This is a genomic window from Ureibacillus sp. FSL K6-8385 (assembly GCF_038593155.1).
In the GTDB taxonomy this organism is placed as follows: Bacteria; Bacillota; Bacilli; order Bacillales_A; family Planococcaceae; genus Ureibacillus; species Ureibacillus terrenus.
Genome location: NZ_CP151968.1, coordinates 407025 through 424511 on the forward strand (window position 1 = coordinate 407025; position 17487 = coordinate 424511).

Consider the following 17487-nt stretch of genomic DNA (forward strand, 5'->3'; position numbering starts at 1 on the left):
ATTTGGGGAGGTACCCATTTTTTATTGTCTTGAATCCCTTGAAAATCGAGGGGTGAGAATTATGAAATTAACTCAACTGAATTAATACATTAGGTATTGCGCCTTCATCTGAGTTGTTTTTGGCAAGTAGAAACATTTATTAGGGAGGTAACGTAATAAAATGTTAGAGTATGATAAAGACATAAAAGGTGAAGATTATCGTTTATTGATTGAAATAGCTTATGAGAAATGTGATAAATTTGCTTTTGTTATAAGGAAAGACATGATGTATGATGAAAAATTGGCGATGAAATATTACAACGAATTATTAAAAGATATTAAAAGTTCATTAATTGAAGTGAAAGAGGAATCTCAATGGGCAGTAAATATACTTTTAGAAGCAACAGCGTATATATATTATTATGAGCTAAATGAACAGACAAAGCATTTTTTACAAACGAAAAGTAATTCTTTATTTGGGTGGATTAATGGGTTACCAGAAGATTTAATGTTTTATAATGGAGATAAAATTTGGCTTGCATGCAATTCACATGAAAGTTATTTTTATATTGACGAGGAAGACTCACAATCAAAAGTATTTGAAATCCTAAAAAAGTCGTAATGCCCTTTTTTTAAAGGATGCTAATTTTTCACATGATACTTTTTATTTGCGTATGGCCTGCAACAATTACTGATGTGTATGGCAAAATAAAAGTGGTTCTTACGTTCTTTTGGTGATAGCTCAAAAAATGTGCGTAATAGAGTAAATAACTAATGGCGTTTTCGACGATTTAGTTTCGGATAATAAGTAAGAGACGAATGATAATTCAATAATTTTAAATGTAATTCGATGTTTCACCAAAGATGCGTAAGAACCATAAAAGTGCAGAGCTTTGCAAAGGAAAAATGCAGAGTCCTGCACTAAATTTTTGTGCATAAACAAAAAAGACTTGCCAGTCACCCCAAGTCCCACTACAGTAATTGTGTCAAGCAATTGGTAGTGGAGGTAAGAAAGGATGCTAGCAATGTCTGATATTAATTGTATCAAACATTTAAGAAATAACAAAGGTTTATCTATTTCAGAAATACAAAGAACAATGGGAATTAATTGGCGAACAGCTAAGAAGTATGCGGATGAAGATCAACTCCCTAAACAGAAATCATTTAAAAAGAAAGAGATGATGTATGAGGAAAAGTGGGGAGAAATTGTTTCAGATTGGCTTTTTGAGGATTTAAAGTTAAGGAAAAAATTAAGAAGAACAAAGAAACAAATATTTGAAGAACTAAAGGAAATGGGTTTCCAAGGTTCTTATCGTACTGTTTGTTACTTTATCTCTGAATGGATGAATACTCACCAAGAAGAAAAGGATAAAGGGTATGAAAGATTAGAACATCCTCCGGGTGAAGCTCAAGTAGACTTTGGAGTAATGGAAGCTGTACAAGATGGAGAAATTGTGGATATTCATGCTTTAGTTATGACGTTTCCTCATAGTAATGCTGGATTTGCAGTACCGTTACCAGCTGAAAATCAAGAATGCTTCTTACATGGTCTCAATATTCTTTTTAAACAGGTTGGGGGAGTACCTAAAAGGATAAGAATCGATAATTTGACCCCCGCTGTGAAGAAAAAAAGGACAAAAAATGAAGAAGCACAATTAACTGATGAATTTGTTCAATTTCAGCATTATTATGGCTTTGATGTGCAGGTATGCAATCCAAGAAGTGGCCATGAAAAAGGAAATGTTGAGAATAAAGTTGGATATATACGCTATAACTTTTTTACTTCAGCTCCAATAATGGACAGCTATGAGGGTTTAACTAATCAATTATTTCATAAATTAGAGGCGGACAGAAATAGAATTCATTATGCCAAAAACGTACGTATTGAGGACTTATGGCAGGAAGAACGGGATTATCTTCTAGCATTACCGGAAAAGCCCTATCCTGTATTTAAAGAGCATCTTGTTAAAGTAAACAAATATAATGAAGTGAAAGTGGATCAGACGTTGGTTCATGTCCCTAAGGGTGGCAACTATAGTCAATTACAAATGATATTAACATGGGATCAATTAAAGATTGTTTCACCTAATGGGGAGATATTATTGGATGACTATCGGCCATATATGAAAAAGCGAAAAGCATTACCATGGCTTTCAATAATTAAAACATGGATTCATAAACCAAGGGTTGTAGAATATTCGCGCTATAATAAGTATTTACCGGGAAGAATTAAAGAATTTTTGTTGGTAGATAATTTAATTATTCGACGAAAACGATTAGAAGCTCTAGCTAGTTTATTAGTTTCTCATGACATGAAGAAGATTAATGAAGAGTTCTATGAATTAATTGCACAGGATAAGCTACCTAGTGATAATAATCCTTATGAAGTGGACTGGAGTAAATACGATTCATTAGCTCCTAGAGAGGAGGCTGTCAATTGAAACAGGACATTAAAGAATTGTGTAAGTCATTGAGGTTAGCTTATGTTGCGGATGTATACGAGCAAATACCGTTTGAAACTCCGAAACAATTCTTATATGGGCTACTTAAGGAGGAAATAAGATGGATACTTACCATTTAGTAAAGAAGGAGCTGAATTATTATTCCAAATTATATCGGAGTTTTATGAACAGAAAAGCGTAATTATTACATCTAACTTAGAATTTAGTCAATGGAACCGGATCTTTACAGATTCTCGTTTAACAGCAGCGTTAGTGGACAGGCTAATTCATCACGCCCATATCATCTCTTTTCATGGCGAGAGCTATAGACTGTCCCACACATTGTCGAAAAGGAATTAAATGGGTGGCAAACCTCTGCATTTTTCATTGCATTTCTCTGCACTTTTCTATTGCAAAATACACAGATAAGGTGTTAACTTGGGCATATAGACATTGATTTTGGGCGGATAGGGTTCTGTCTTGGGCGTATAAAGATGCAGCTCGGGCAGAAAATGTTCCAACTTGGGTGTATAGAGATGCATCTTGGGCAAATAGAGTTTCAATTTGGGCATATAGACACCCATCTTGGGCGGATGGAATTTCCTCTAGGGCATGTAGACACTCCTCTTGGGAGGATGGGGTTTGATCTCGGGCATATAAGGGTTTATCTTGGGCATATATAGATGAATCTCGGCGGATGGAAATTGAATTTAGGCGTATAGAGATGCATCTTGGGCGTGTAGATACATAGCTTGGGCAGATGGAGATTCATCTTGGGCATATAGAGATGTGGCTTGGGCGGATAGGGTTCTGACTCGGGTATATAGATACTCAGCTTGGGCGGATGGGGTTTGATCTCGGGCATATAAGGGTTTATCTTGGGCATATATAGATGAATCTCGGCGGATGGAAATTGAATTTAGGCGTATAGAGATGCATCTTGGGCGTATAGATACATAGCTTGGGCAGATGGAGATGCATCTTGGGCATATAGATATTTAGCTTGGGCGGATAAGGTGTACACTTGGGCAGATAAAATCCTAACTTGGGCATATAGATTCGTAACTTGGGCGGAAGGGGTTTCCTCTTGGGCATATAGTTCCTGGATGAATATAAGATGCAGATTGCCGACTATTTGGCGTCGCTGAAGCGGGAGGATCTGTGGTTTGTCGTGGAGTTGATCGCGCTTGCGGATGAGGATCCTTTTGCGGGGGATGAGTTTGAGTTTGATTTATTTCCGAGTTACGTGATTGCCGAAACGTTCTCCATCCTGGGCGACCTGCATGTGCATTTGGAAAAAGGGCTGGAAAAACTGATGACCAATTAGCCGATTCTGGTTTCGGTTGGCGGTTCTGTGCAAAGAGGATGGGAAAAGTGGCATCACGCCGGGTGCTTGAAAGATTCGCGCGGAGGCCAAATACTTGGGGTTAATTGGACAGTGCACGATACATAATAGGGAGACGAATAGCCAAACATAAAAATGCCGCCTTCCAACAGGGAGGTGGTTTTTTCATGGCGGGGTGCCTTTAGTAAAAAAAGGGTGACGCTCGATGGACGTCCCCTCTACGTAGCAATTGTAGGTACTACCTTAGTGATATTATAGCAAAGCCGATAAATATATGCAATCAAAATTTTAAATTTTCTGATATTTTTTAAGGAGATCGCTGCGATATTTCTATAAGCCGTTCGTCGCTGCGGTAAAACGGATGCTGACAGGATGGTGAAAATCGTATATTCATCAAAAAAACTTAAATAAAAAAATTCAGATAATGGCATGAGATAAATGCTATTAAAATGAAAAAATTAACTAAGAGTTCCATGTTTACCTCCATGAAATGACTATTTGTGGATTAGTTTGGGCGTTTAGTTGAGACTTTTTTCGAGCGATTCTATAATTCTCCTAATGTATTTTGGAAAAGGAGGGGGAACCTTGGGCAGATAAAGATTCGGCTTGGGCAGATAGTGAGGCATCTTGGGCAGATAAGGATATGGCTTGGGCGAATGGGGGTTAATCTTGGGCAGATAAAGATTCGGCTTGGGCTGATGGTGTTGCATCTTGGGCAGATAAGGATATGGCTTGGGCGAATGGGGTTTAATCTTGGGCAGATAAAGATTTAGCTTGTGCAGATGGTGCTGCATCTTGGGCATAAAGAGAAAAAACTTGGGCAAATGGGGTTCCACCTTGGGCATATAAAGAATAAACTTGGGCAAATGGGGTTCCACCTTGGGCAGATAAAGATTCGGCTTGGGCGAACGGGGTTTAATCTTGGGCAGATAAAGATTTAGCTTGTGCAGATGGTGCTGCATCTTGGGCATAAAGAGAAAAAACTTGGGCAAATGGGGTTCCACCTTGGGCAGATAAAGAATAAACTTGGGCAGATGGGATTCCATCTTGGGCAGATAGAGGCCAAACTCGGGCAGAAAGCACCCCCTCTTGGGCAGATAGAGGCCAAACTCGGGCAGAAAGCACCCCCTCTTGGGCAGATAGAGGCTAAACTCGGGCAGAAAGCACCCCCTCTTGGGCAGATAGAGGCCAAACATGGGCAGAAAGAAAACCCTCTTGGGCATATAGAAAATCACCTTGGGCATATAGAAAATCAACTTAGGCATATAGAAATGCACCTTGATTACATAAAGATTCATCTTGGAGGGATGCAAATAATTTTGGGCAAAAAAAAAAAGAAGGGCGACGTTCGGGACGTCCCCTATGTATAAATTGATAGATGTTTCATAGAGTCATCAATCTGATTAATATAATAACAAAAATTAATAAAATTGCAAGAATATTTTTGATTTTTCGCTTAAAAATTTTTGTTTTCCTAGAATAATATTGCATGAATGACAACCGGGGAAGTAGGGGATAATCGTATTTATTTCCACCAATTTCAATATATTAACAATCGGTATTATATAAAATTCAATGGTGTAATTGGCCGCTTTTATCTGTTTTTGTAATTGTTTAGCGGGTGAAATGTATTTGAAGCTCTTTGATTTTGAATTTTCTGATTATAGACGACAGAAAAGAGCCCGATTCCATGATCGGGCTCTTTTTTTCATGCATTGTTTGGGGGCGGATCGGCCGGATGCGCCCCATCAGCCTTCATTCAATTTTTCATTCAGCTCCCGGGCGGCTTTCAGAACATGAGCGGCCAATTTTTCCGAAGGTTTTTCCCCCAGCCGGGAAATGGGGCCGCTCACGCTGATGGCAGCGATGAGCTTCCCGCTTTTGGAAAAGATCGGCGCGCTGACGCTGGCCACCCCCGGCTCCCGCTCCGCCACGCTTTCCACCCATCCTTGGCGGCGGATGGCGTCATACTCTTTATTGGAGATTTCATCTTCCCATATTTTGAATACCTTTCCGGCCGAACCCGCCCCAATCGGGAAGATGGACCCGACCGGCACCATGTTGGCCAGACCCGCAACATTCACCGACGTGATGCAGATTCGTTGTTCTCCTTCCCTGATATAGACTTGGCTGCTTTCATTTGTGGATTCGGTCAGCTTTTTCAGGATCGGCTTCGCGGCTTCCGCGATGATTTTCGCATAAGCGGAATCGCTCCAAATGGCGATTTTTGGGCCGATCGTGTATCCTTCCCGGGTTTTGGCGACCAAGTGGGCTTCCTCCAGGTCGCTCAGCAGGCGATGGACGGTGGAACGGGGGATGCCCGTCCCTTTGCTGATTGTATTTAAATCCCCGCTTCCATTTTCGGCAAGGAAATCCATAATACTTACGATTTTGGTTAATACTCCCATTTTACTATTGCACCCTCTTTCTGAATCCGTTTTAATGTGCTTAACCACTATATGAGAATTATATCTCATATAGTGGGATTTTGGGAGCGTTTTGAACAGGGGGATGAAGAAATGTCGCAACCAAAGACGTTGTTTGACAAAGTCTGGGAGAAACATGTAGTCACAAGTTCGGACAATTTGGATCTGCTTTACGTGGATTTCCATTTGATGCATGAAGTGACTTCCCCGCATGCCTTCCGTGCTCTAAGGGAAATGGGGATCAAAGTGAGACGGCCGGATTTGACGATTGCCACCATGGACCATCAAGTGCCGACTTCCTATTTGAATGAACCTGTCAGAGACCCGGTGGCCGCCGAACAAATGGAAACCTTGATGGCCAATTCCAAAGACTTTGGGGTGAAAGTCTATCCATGGGCTTCGGAGGATCAGGGAATCATCCACGTCATTGCGCCGGAGAAAGGGATCATCCAGCCCGGCATGGTGGTGGTATGCGGCGATTCCCACACGTCCACCCACGGGGCGTTTGGCGCTTTGGCATTCGGAATCGGCATCAGCGAAGTGGCCCATGTGCTGGCGACCCAAACCATCCGCCAAAGAAAGCCGAAAAAAATGGCGGTGACCTTGACCGGAAAAAGACCAAAAGGCGTCACGGGCAAAGATTTGATTTTATACATTTTGCAGATCATCGGCACGGACGGCGGCGTCGGCCATGTGATCGAGTACAGGGGCGATGTGATCAAGGAACTTTCCATGGAGGAACGGATGACCATCTGCAACATGACCATCGAAGGCGGGGCTCGTGCCGGCATGATTGCGCCGGATGAAACCACTTTTGAATATTTGAAAGACAAGCCGTTTGCCCCGAAAGGCGAAGAGTGGGAAAAGGCGGTGGAAGAATGGAAGCAGCTGCACACCGATGAGGGGGCCGTTTTTGACAAGGAAGTCGTGGTCGATGTGACGGATATCAAACCGTTCGTGACATGGGGAACGACGCCCGCCCAGGCGGTTTCCATTGACAGCATGGTGCCGGTGCCGAAAGATCCGAATGAAGAAAGGGCATTGGAATATATGGGTCTTGCACCGGGCATGCCAATGAAAGAGGTAAAGATTGATGCCGTGTTCATCGGATCCTGTACGAATTCAAGGTTAGAGGATTTGCGGGCGGCGGCGGACGTCGTGAAAGGGCGCAAAGTGAAAGAAGGCGTCAAAGCCATCGTGGTTCCCGGTTCGATGAAAGTGAAGCGGGAAGCGGAGGAGGAAGGATTGGCGGACATCTTCGTCAATGCCGGATTTGAATGGAGGGCTTCCGGATGTTCCTTGTGCGTGGGGATGAACGAGGACGTGCTGGAGGCTGGACAACGCTGCGCGTCCACAAGCAACCGAAACTTCGAAGGACGGCAAGGAAAAGGGGCCCGGACGCATTTGGTCAGCCCGGCCGTTGCGGCGGCATCGGCCATCATGGGCAAATTGGCCGATCCTGCGGAAATGGCGAAGGAGGTAGCGCGATGAAAAAGATCAGAAACATTGCCGGAAAGGCATTGCCGTTGGGATTTTCGGATGTCGACACGGACCAGATCGCGCCAAGCGATGCGATGAAATTTTCCAAGCGCACCAATATGGCCGGCTATCTTTTCAAAGATTGGCGGGAAGATCCGGACTTTGTCATGAATCGTCCGGAATACAAAGACGCAATCATTCTGCTTGCCGGGGAAAACTTTGGATGCGGCTCCAGCAGGGAACATGCGCCATGGGCATTGCTGGACTACGGTTTTCGGGCGGTCATTGCGCCTTCCTTCGGCGACATTTTCAAAAACAACTGCTCCAAAGTGGGATTGGTCACGATTGAACTGGAAGATCCGATCGTCAAGCAGATGATCGCCATCGCGGAGGCGAATCCCCAAACGGAATTTGCCATCGATATTGCGGAAAAAACGATTACTTGCGAAGGATTCCAATGGCATTTTCACATGGATCAATTTACGCAATACAAACTGCTTCACGGATTGAACGAGATTGAAATCACGTTATTGGAGCAGGAGGCCATCCAACGTTACGAAGCAAAGAGACCAAGCTTTCTTCCGCGGATCATCTAATGGGGGAAAGGGACTGAGATGGCAGATGGAAGTTGCAATCGTTCATTCATCCAAACCGGCCGCCACCAAGAGGGGCCAGACGCTGTTTATTCCGTTGGTTGAAATCCTGTTCATCGAAAGGATCAACCAATGTTCCTGCATTATTTCTCAGCACGATTCGATTCCGGTCCGCACGACGCTGAAGTTTTTCGGAAGCAGTTTGCCGGACAATTTTGTCAGGGCGCACCGGTCGTTTATTATCAATAAAAATCTTGTCAAAGGGTTGAACCGGCGGGATTACAACAATTTTATTGTAAAATTTAAGGAAACCAAAGCCGAAGCTCTGGTTTCCAAAGGGCAATTGGAAAATTTGTTTACTTTGAATAGTATAGAATAAAAATGTTGAAAATGGAAGTTTGGCCGGCACTGTTGGCGGATGCGGCACGGGCCGACCGCAACGGTTCCGGCTTTTGTTTTGAGGGTGTGGGAATTTTTGGAGAAAAGTGAAGGGGCGGGGGATTGTATGTGGGGATTCACCTTGGGCGGATAGGAATTCAACTAGGGCATATGAGTTTTCACCTTGGGCGGATGGGAATTCAACTTGGGGCATATAAGATGTGAACTTGGGCGGAGGGGTGATAACTCGGGCACTTGGAGTTTTCGCTTGGGCATATGGAGTAGGAACTTGGGCGCATGGGTTTTCAGCTTGGGCATATGGAGTGGGAACTCGGGCGCATAGGGTTTTAACTCGGGCAGATAGGAATTCAACTTGGGCATATAGTGGATGAACTTGGGCGGATGGGCATTCAACTAGGGCATATGAGTTTCACCTTGGGCGGATAGGAATTCACCTTGGGCATATGGAGTGGAAACTCGGGCGCATGGGTTTCTAACTTGGGCAGATAGGAACCGGACTTGGGCATATGGAGCGGAAGCTTGGGCCCATGGGTGTTTATCTTGGGCATATAGTGGATGAGCTTGGGCGGATGGGCATTCAACTAGGGCATATGAGTTTCACCTTGGGCGGATGGGCATTCAACTAGGGCATACGGAGTGGGAACTCGGGCGCATAGGGTTTTAACTCGGGCAGATAGGAATTCAACTTGGGCATATAGTGGATGAACTTGGGCGTATGGAGCGGGAACTCGGGCGTATGGTTTTCACCTTAGGCGGATAGGATCTCAGCTTCACCGATTTAACCAGTTTGGAAATCGTTTATTTTTTATTTGAGCGGCGGGAGGGAAAAGCCGAATATTTCCAGAATAATGTAATGGTGGTCAATGACTTTAATCAAATATTTTTTACTTTATCAATTGTCATAGCACTGATGATTCTCATTTTTGGATTCAAGCGGAAATCCCGCATGATGATATTTAGGGGAATGATTTTTTTCATCACGCCATTCTTTGTATGGATCAATCATTGTCCTAGTGTCTGTTCTTTCATTCAACATTTCTGATCTTTTGCAGAAAAAATGGAGAAGAGGATGGCCACAGGTATGAAGGAGAAGTCTGAGTGAACGGGAAGCTGGTGTGACAGGTGGGATTATTTGGAAGGTGGCATTTCCTTCCTTTATGATTCGGAAGTGATTTTAAACAAAGAGATGGAGACCACGGATTTGTTGTTCACGTGGCAGTTGTTGGCGGAGCCGCTCTTGTTCCCGGATGAGCGGGAGTATCGTGTGGAATTGTTGGATTCGCTGTATGAGATTCGGATCGAGGCGGCCGATGCGGGATTGGTGTTTCATCGGAAGGAATTGGGCAGCGACCGGGAAGGTATCCAAGCCGATTCCCGCGGAGGAGTATAAGCGGTTGGTGAAGGCCGGGTTTTTGGAATTCGCGGAGTTTTTGAAAAACCATGATTTCGCTTTTTCGGAGGAGAGCTCGTTCGGGGCGTTTATGGAGTGTTACGGGAAGTTGGCGGCTGGATTGGAGAGGGAATAGGCCGTCGGAGTGGGGAACCGGGATTTACCGGTTCTCTTTTTTTGGCATGGGGAGCGGGACTTATTGAAGATTTGCTGGCATGGTTGCCGTAATCGATTGGTGCTAATGTCAAGTGAACATAAAATTCCCGGGGGATTCGCACCTCTTGGTATTCCTGAATTTTCGGGGATTTTGTATAATAAAATTAAGGTTTTTGGAGGGCATTTTTTTCGATTCGTACTTTTGGCCTTCGGAGCCCTTGAGCCACAAGGGCCGAAAAAGTTGGCGTCGCACCCCGCGTGTGTGAGGGGATTGAAACTCCAGAATTCTTTGCTTTGATTCTCCGCCATATTAGTCGCACCCCGCGTGTGTGAGGGGATTGAAACTTGTCCTTTAATCCGGTGTATTGACCAACTGATTTGTCGCACCCCGCGTGTGTGAGGGGATTGAAACAAATACAAGAGGCGGAAGATCGAGGCACTGTTCTTTGTCGCACCCCGCGTGTATAAGGGGATTGAAACTTGCGGTATTTTTTCGTACAAACTATCACCTCCGGGTCGCACCCCGCGTGTAGGAGGGGATTAAAACAAATAATATGTTTGCCTTATACAATCCTCGATCTTGACAACGCCCCACAAAAGCGAATTCCCCCCCACGCAATCATCCATAAAATAAAAACAAAAAGATGCCTCGCAATCTGACGAGGCATCTTTTACGGTTTGTATTCCTTCCCTGATTCTATATATTCCGCGACAAAAGCAAAAGCTTCATCCAAGGTCCAGACATCCCAATTGGCTTGTCTTTGCTTGCGGTCTCCGGGGACATGATGGTGATGGTGCGGTTCTGATTCAACCTGAAGCGCTTTTTCTGTCCATTCGGCGTCATGGGGTTCGTTTTCCCAGGCGGATATATGTTTGAACATCTTCCCCATCTTCGGATAAATGACTTTCCATTGATATGAATACTTTTCCACATATCCGTCCGCATCATACTTTTCGATTGCAAGCAGTCCTGTTATGCCGTGGACGGGATGCTTTTTTAATGGGAATAAAACGTACAACAACCTTTTGGTGCGTTTATATTCGGGATAAATGGGACCGTTTTCGGCAATGGCAGGATAATCGGCAAGAAGATGGCCGTATTTCTTTAGGATTTCATCAATGTCTGCAGGAAGCAATTTTTCCTTGACATCCCTATGGCTTTTGTCGACAGGATTCCTGTTCATTCAATTCCCCTTCAGCTTCTTTTTCAATTCTTCAAATTCTTCTATCAACGCTTCCCATTGATAATATTCGGATATGTCCATCTCCTCGCTCTCCGCCAGTTTTCGCGCTTTTTCCAACGTGTCGACGCCGTATGTTAAGCCGTATTTTAATTGGTAATCCAACAATTCTTTCCAAATGTCGTTCAGCCGTTCTTCCGGGGATTGGTTCCGCATCTTGTTTTCGTGATAAATTTTTTGCATGAGAATACAGTAGACGGGGTCTTTCCATAAAAGGACCGCATGTTTTGGGATTTTTCGGTGTGAACGGGTATCCACGCACTCCAAACCATTTTTTAAATATTTATGGACGGTGACATTTGACACGTTCAACATGTCTGCCGCTTCTTTTGGTGTCAACAAATAGTGATCTCTGTATTCAAATTTGATGTTTTTGCCCCCGATTTTGTAAAACCAGTTTTCAAAATCGATTTTTAATTTGCCGAATTCCGCGTCGTCCATCGGCGTTTTTAAATGTGCCAACCGGTTCATCCATTGCAGCAAATCTTCATGATGTTTGCTGGACATGAGGTATTGTTCGTTAAAATCAAAATGTTCCTCATCCAAGATGATGCTGCTTATGCGATCCTGGAATTTATTGAGGAAAACGACCACCGCATAATTCAATACCTGCAACGTTTCAATTTTTACTTTAAGCCAATCTTCGTCCTGATAGGCTTTGTCGATATCCATCTGCTTCGCATCCAACATTGCCAAACTCATCATGTTCACCTCTTTCACCTCCTATTATACATTTATTGTTTAATATATTTCAATTTCGTTAAGTTAATGATTTTTGTTTTTTATTAATCATTTCCGTTTCACTCAGTTTTAAAACAAGTGGAGTTGAAAAGAAATGCAGGGGATTTTGAAGTTTCGGGGAATTGGATTTACATAAAAGGCTTGCGCGGATGGCTTTGAACCGGTTGGGAAAATATGTAATGTTTGGACTTGTGCAGAAATCATATGCGATAATGTCTTGGCCTGTGAGGAAAGAAACGCCATCTTGTGCAGATCCATATCATTGGTGCTAATGCCAAGTGAACATAAAATTCCCGGGGGATTCGCACCTGTTGGTATTCCTGAATTTCCGGGGATTTTGTATAATAAAATTAAGGTTTTTGGAGGGCATTTTTTTCGATTCGTACTTTTGGCCTTCGGAGCCCTTGAGCCGCAAGGGATGAAAAAGTTGGCTGTCCGTCGCACCCCGCGTGTGTGAGGGGATTGAAACATATCTTGAACCCATTCATACACTTTTTTCCCTACGGTCGCACCCCGCGTGTGTGAGGGGATTGAAACTCCAACCGAATGGTGAAGTTACGTATAAATCCCTGTCGCACCCCGCGTGTGTGAGGGGATTGAAACATATTTCTTCAAGTTCTTTTTTGAGTTCTTCAACCGCGTCGCACCCCGCGTGTAGGAGGGGATTGGAACTTCCGTTTTAGTTTCAAAATGTAAATGTGTACCCGGTTGCACCCCGTATGTATAAGGGGATTGAATCAGTGGTTCGAATTTCTCATATCCTGGTTTGATTACACTCCGATATAAGAGGGGATTGAAACACTTCAATGCACCCACTGGTTTTTGTTTGTTCGATAGTCCCACCCCGCATTAATAAAGGGATCCAAGCTAACCCTCCCTCCTAAATCCCTCTTGTTGCTTTAACAAGATCGTTTTTTAAGTTTTTTAATTTTCCGCTTGCCAAACAAAAAAACGCAGCCTTTGCATGGCAGGGAAAATCCGCAAAGGCTGCATTTTTATTTGGAATTCTCTGCTTTTCCCACATTCGTGCGGGGACTGTAAGATTTTCAAAAGCGGTCCGATTATTTTGCTAATATGATGGCAGTTGGTGGAGGGGGTGTTGGGCAGTTTGGGGAAATGGATTTGGTTGGTATCGAGAAAGGTATAAAACTGAAAAAAGTGCTGAACTTTGCGTTATCTCTATATTGATTATTTCTGGATGAAAAGGAATTGTGGACGGAGCAGGGGCAGGCATCTCGCTCGATTATATATAATGAAAAGCAGGCAAACACGGATGCCAGGACGATGAAAATCAGTTCTTTGTATTTTTGGGAGGATGGCAAGTACATTCAGCTCCTTTTCAATTGGTTGAATTTGTAAAATATAGAACGTTTTAGCTGGAAAACGGTTTCTGGGAATTCTTCGTACCTCTACTCTAAGGAAAGGATGTTTTATTAACGGGATTGATTAATTGGATACAATAGGAAATAATAAGTTTGCAGAGTATTGTAAAATATGTTTTCGATTGTATCGACTTTCAGTTCAATTTTGTTCTAAAAGGTGGTTGAAAATGGGAAAGCGTTCGGATTATGAAGATTATTCTGATGAAGAATTAAAGGATAGGGCCGAGTATGATTATGATGCTAGGGAAGAATTGAAGTTAAGGGGATATGATGAGGAGGAATATGAATATAAATATTATTCTACCAAAGAATTAATGGAGAGGGCCAAGTATGATTATAAAGCCGTGGAAGAATTAAGTTCAAGGGGATACCATAAGATTGACGGAGAATGGGTTAGTGATGAAGCTTTTGCTTTTGAAATGCTGGGATTATTATTCAAAATCGGAATGGTTTTGGCAATCCTTTTAGGAACCCATTTTTTAGTGGCTTATTCGATGGATTACCAGGTGTATGTGTTTGCCGCGTTTGCGATTACGTTTTTGTTGATGGTGTTGGGGCGCGGGACATCAAAGGTGCTGAATTTTCTTTTTTGGATCGGCTGTGTGGCATTGGCGACCCGATGCTATCCGGTTGTGTTTGAGTTTTTTGTGGGAACGGATTATTTTGATTATTTTTTGGCCGGACCCAACTTATGGGAATGGATTAAGTACGCATTGATTTATATTGCTTATGTTGCTGTCGTTCCTTTTTTGGTGATGCTATTTATTACGTTTTTTGTGAGGACTTTGGCGGAAAAGAAGGAAGCGGATGTGCAATGAAAAACCCTTTGAGTACGAAGGGGTTTTTGTTTTGGGGTTTTTTGGAAGGAATTCGCTCGAATGGAAATCATCGAAGGGAGGGTGGGGGTGGACTTGGGTGTATAAAGAATGATTTTGGGCGGATAGGGGTTCAACTCGGGCAGATAGAGAATGAACTTGAGTATTTGGAGTTTTCACTTGGGCGGATGGAAATTCATCTTGGTCATATAAGGAATGAACTTGGGCATTTGGAGTTTTCACTTGGGCGGATGGAGAATCAACTTGGGCATATAGAGAATAATCTTGGGCGAATAGGGTGATAACTTGGGCACTTGGAGCTTCACTTAGGCGTATAGGGGGTATCTTGGGCGTATGGATATCGGTCTTGGGCAGATAAGGATTCATCTTGGGCGGTTAGAGTGCATTCTAGGGCGGATGAAATGATTGCTTGGGCATTTGGAGATTCATCTTGGGCGAATGAGGTTTGTTCTTGGGCAGATAGGATTTATCTTGGGTGGATGGAGAATCAACTCGGGCATATAGAGACTGAACTTGGGCGGATGGTGATTAACTCAGGAACTTGGAGTAATCGCTTGGGCGGATAGGAATTCATCTTGGGCAGTTAGAGTGCATTCTAGGGCGGATGGAGGTTCATTTTGGGCGTATAAAGAGTGGTCTTCGGTAGATGGGGTATTAACTTGGGCATATAGTGAATCTACTTGGGCGAATGGAGAATGAACTTGGGTACATAGAAAATGGTCTTGGGCAGATGAAGAATCAACTCGGGCAGATAACTGAATTTGGGCGGATGATGATTAATCTCGGGCGGAAAGAGAATGAACTTGGGTGTAAACTAGCACATTATTTCAGAATCCCTTTTTCAAATTATTTCAGGCGGATTCGGAAATAATGTGCAAAATTTTTGCGGATTGTTCCGGATTTTGCACATTCTTTCGGAACGTTTGCACGCTCTTTCAGATGAAGATTTCCAGCGCGCCTGATGGATCGATGGAAAAGAGAAAGCACAAAAGAGGCCGATTCGGCCCCTTTCGTGCTAATACCCCATTTCCTCTGCGGCCATGCGCACCATTTCTTCGTCAATGGCGTCCTTTTTCAGCTGGTACCCGTATAACAGGCACGTCGTGGCCAACGTGTTGATCACCCGAGGCCATCCCCGCGACTGCAGGGCAATCGACTCTAACGCCGATGGGGTGAAGATCGGATGCTTCGCCCCGGCCTGTTTCATCCGATGTTCGATGTAGCCCGCCACCTCTTCCTTCTCCAGCGGCCCCATCCGGTATCGCATGATGATCCGCTGGTCGAGAGGGCGGTGCTGATTGAGCCGCAGCTTCCCCTGTAAATGGGGCAGCCCGGCCAAAATCAAGACAAATGGGTTGGTCGAATCCATCTCAAAGTTGAACAAGATCGCGATGTCCTGTAAAAATGCATCCTTCGCTAAATGCATCTCGTCCAAAATGAACACCGGCGTGATCCGCCGTTCATGATACAATCGCTCGATCGCCTGCTGGATTTGGCGGAAGAGGTCTACCTTGCGGTACTTCGGTTCCTCTCCTAATCCCAAGGCCAAACCACGGTAAAAATCCATCACGCCTCCGGTGGATAACGGAAAGTAGACGACATGATACAATGATGGATTCAATGACTCTTTCAGCGCCCGAAGGGCGAACGTCTTGCCCGCCCCTGGCTCTCCGATTAACAGCCCGATCCCCCGGGTTCGTTTCACGTACTCCAGCGCCCGCAACGCTTCCTGAAACGGCGCCCCTTGATACGCCTCGGACGGGTCTGTTTCTTTCGCAAACGGCTCCCGCGAAAGGGAGTAAAACGATTTATACACCGTGTTCTCCCTCCTTCGCCGGAATCGCCGCAAACGGGGACCGATGGCGTTTTACATAGGCGTTGTCCTCCAAACGAACCCGAACGGCCTCCGCCACCTTCCTTCCATCTTCGTACACATAGACGCCCCGTTCGTCATAGCGGAGTTCAATCGATTGCCCAATGAACCGGGGCGGCACTTCATACAGCTGCTTGTTCAAGGTGATCGTTCCATCGGCTTTGACCTTGCGGTGCTCCCGCTTCAGAAAAATCGCATCCAGCCAATCGCCATCTTCGATGAACGACACGAGATGCACTTGCGATTGAAACACCTCATGCGGCGTTTTTCCGTCCAGCGAGGCGTGCGGTTTTCGATGATACTCCTCTTCAAGCCACCTCCAAAAGCGCTCGTTCAGCTCTTCGAGCGACTTCGGGGGATCCAACTCCAGCAGCGGATAAAACCGCGTCTGTACGGTGCGGAAGAACCGTTCGATTTTCCCTTTGCTTTGCGGGTCATACGGCTGGGTGTGGATGAGCGTAATTCCCATCTCGGCGCACGCATACTGCAGCACCTCGGATCGATAAATTTTCCCGTTGTCCGAGTAAATGCGCTTCGGCTTCCCGCAACGAAGCACCGCTTCCTTCGTGACGATCCGCAGCCCGTCAAACTTCTCCGAAGGGAAAAACTGCGCGTACGGCACAAACCGCGAGCAGTCATCGATATAGGCGATCAAAAACGTTTTCTGGGCTTTCCCATTGACTCGAATCGTTGGTCCATGGGATAAGTCCCCTTGCCAAAGCTCATTGATCTGGTCATACGCAAAGCGCTTTCGCTCCGGCATGGGCAAGATTTCTTTCCCGACAAGGTTGTGTTTTTTCAACAATCGGTATATAGTAAAGTAAGAGGTATGATTTTCTGGGATTTCCCCCTGCTCGATCAGGTGTTCGTAGAACACCGTCACGGGCATGGTGGGATGTTCTTTTCTTAGGGCTAAAATATGATCCTCATCATCGGGCGACAGACGCCTTGAGTGGCCGCGGTCCGAACGGCGCTTCGGCTTTAAGGCGTCAAAGCCCCCTTTTTTGTATCGGGTGCACCAATCGAGGATCGTCTTGGCTGCGATTCGTTTGTCGCCCTGGTGGGGAACATGGTGCACTCGCTCGCTCACCTCTTTCAGATACGTCTTCGGTTCCACCTGCCCATTCACCAACGGAGCGATTAGCCCGTACCGAAACAGGGCAATGTCGTGTCTCATCGACTCATCCATTCGAATCTCCTCCTTGT

The 17487-nt window shown here is 44.7% G+C and carries 14 protein-coding genes, 1 pseudogene and 1 CRISPR repeat array; of the genes and pseudogenes, 9 read left to right on the forward strand and 6 right to left on the reverse strand.

Annotated elements, in window-relative coordinates:
• Positions 1-160 precede the first annotated feature (160 nt).
• The 4 genes and pseudogenes from NST62_RS01965 to NST62_RS01980 all read left to right on the forward strand — a co-directional run bounded on the left by NST62_RS01965 (position 161) and on the right by NST62_RS01980 (position 3747).
• A complete protein-coding gene (locus tag NST62_RS01965; protein ID WP_342463079.1) occupies positions 161-601 on the forward strand; it encodes a stage III sporulation protein AH in 441 nt (146 codons plus the stop codon).
• Positions 602-995: 394 nt separating this feature from the next.
• The gene (gene istA / locus NST62_RS01970) at positions 996-2420 is read left to right on the forward strand and encodes an IS21 family transposase (RefSeq protein ID WP_342463080.1); all 1425 of its coding nucleotides are present in this window, start codon (positions 996-998) and stop codon (positions 2418-2420) included.
• Positions 2421-2543: 123 nt separating this feature from the next.
• Positions 2544-2780 (forward strand): annotated as a pseudogene (locus NST62_RS01975) (ATP-binding protein); the annotation flags it as partial.
• Between the two features lie 757 nt (positions 2781-3537).
• On the forward strand, positions 3538-3747 hold the full coding sequence (locus NST62_RS01980; protein WP_342463081.1) for a hypothetical protein: 210 nt from the start codon (positions 3538-3540) through the stop codon (positions 3745-3747).
• Positions 3748-4283: 536 nt separating this feature from the next.
• Here NST62_RS01980 and NST62_RS01985 read toward each other — a convergent pair.
• Positions 4284-5030, reverse strand: a complete 747-nt coding sequence (locus NST62_RS01985) for a hypothetical protein (RefSeq protein ID WP_342463082.1) — start codon at positions 5028-5030, stop codon at positions 4284-4286.
• Between the two features lie 483 nt (positions 5031-5513).
• Entirely contained in the window at positions 5514-6173 is a 660-nt protein-coding gene (locus NST62_RS01990) for an IclR family transcriptional regulator (RefSeq protein ID WP_328216752.1), read from the reverse strand.
• 111 nt (positions 6174-6284) lie between these two features.
• Between NST62_RS01990 and leuC the strand changes: the two genes are divergently transcribed.
• From leuC to NST62_RS02010, 4 genes are all read left to right on the forward strand, one after another.
• Positions 6285-7682 (forward strand): 3-isopropylmalate dehydratase large subunit, encoded by a 1398-nt coding sequence (gene leuC, locus NST62_RS01995; protein WP_342463083.1) that lies wholly within the window; start codon positions 6285-6287, stop codon positions 7680-7682.
• Complete coding sequence (leuD, locus tag NST62_RS02000) at positions 7679-8266, forward strand: 3-isopropylmalate dehydratase small subunit (protein WP_141603345.1); 588 nt, start codon at positions 7679-7681, stop codon at positions 8264-8266. The genes leuC and leuD overlap by 4 nt, the downstream gene beginning before the upstream one ends.
• Before the next feature lie 25 nt (positions 8267-8291).
• Positions 8292-8642, forward strand: a complete 351-nt coding sequence (locus NST62_RS02005; protein ID WP_141603344.1) for a LytTR family DNA-binding domain-containing protein — start codon at positions 8292-8294, stop codon at positions 8640-8642.
• A gap of 1152 nt (positions 8643-9794) precedes the next feature.
• Positions 9795-10052, forward strand: coding sequence for a hypothetical protein (locus NST62_RS02010; RefSeq protein ID WP_342463084.1), 258 nt, complete (start codon positions 9795-9797; stop codon positions 10050-10052).
• A 402-nt stretch (positions 10053-10454) separates the two neighbouring features.
• Positions 10455-10755: direct repeats of the CRISPR family, unit length 32 nt; unit sequence GTCGCACCCCGCGTGTGTGAGGGGATTGAAAC.
• 124 nt (positions 10756-10879) lie between these two features.
• Here NST62_RS02010 and NST62_RS02015 read toward each other — a convergent pair.
• Both NST62_RS02015 and NST62_RS02020 read right to left on the reverse strand, forming a co-directional pair.
• Positions 10880-11392, reverse strand: a complete 513-nt coding sequence (locus NST62_RS02015; protein WP_328219975.1) for a DUF6516 family protein — start codon at positions 11390-11392, stop codon at positions 10880-10882.
• Positions 11393-12154 carry a helix-turn-helix domain-containing protein gene (locus NST62_RS02020; protein WP_342463274.1) on the reverse strand — a complete coding sequence of 254 codons (762 nt, stop codon included), beginning with the start codon at positions 12152-12154 and terminating at the stop codon, positions 11393-11395.
• A 1585-nt stretch (positions 12155-13739) separates the two neighbouring features.
• Here NST62_RS02020 and NST62_RS02025 point away from each other — a divergent pair.
• Positions 13740-14390 (forward strand): hypothetical protein, encoded by a 651-nt coding sequence (locus NST62_RS02025; RefSeq protein WP_328216247.1) that lies wholly within the window; start codon positions 13740-13742, stop codon positions 14388-14390.
• Between the two features lie 1033 nt (positions 14391-15423).
• Here NST62_RS02025 and NST62_RS02030 read toward each other — a convergent pair.
• Entirely contained in the window at positions 15424-16224 is an 801-nt protein-coding gene (locus NST62_RS02030) for an AAA family ATPase (protein ID WP_087959892.1), read from the reverse strand.
• Positions 16217-17470, reverse strand: a complete 1254-nt coding sequence (locus tag NST62_RS02035) for an IS481 family transposase (protein WP_099232911.1) — start codon at positions 17468-17470, stop codon at positions 16217-16219. Before NST62_RS02035 ends, NST62_RS02030 begins: the two co-directional genes overlap by 8 nt.
• Positions 17471-17487 lie beyond the last annotated feature (17 nt).